Source organism: Shewanella sp. 10N.286.52.B9, assembly GCF_002873635.1.
GTDB lineage: Bacteria > Pseudomonadota > Gammaproteobacteria > Enterobacterales > Shewanellaceae > Shewanella.
This window is the reverse complement of record NZ_MCTY01000122.1, coordinates 2,796-3,119: the sequence shown is the minus strand read 5'-3', so window position 1 is coordinate 3,119 and position 324 is coordinate 2,796.

Sequence of the window (324 nt, the reverse complement as noted above, 5' to 3'; positions counted from 1 at the left end):
GGTGTTCAATTTAATGCAACCCAAGCTATTTGTGATACGTTTCAAATCTAAGAATTCAATATCATTTTTATTACAACTGAATGTATTTTACTGTGATAAGTCACTAACTCAAAAGGGGTAGGTTGAGCGAGTATCGCCCACATTCGAAAAATGTTGTGAAATGGATGATATGAAACAATTAAATACAACTGCTGCTTTGCTTGCATTGGCGATACTTTCAGGCTGTGGAAGTGATGACTCCAACAGTGCTCCAACCCCGCCAGATTTACCTGAAACAGGCCAACCACCACAAACTGGTAGCGAGGTATTCGATAATGTTTGGGG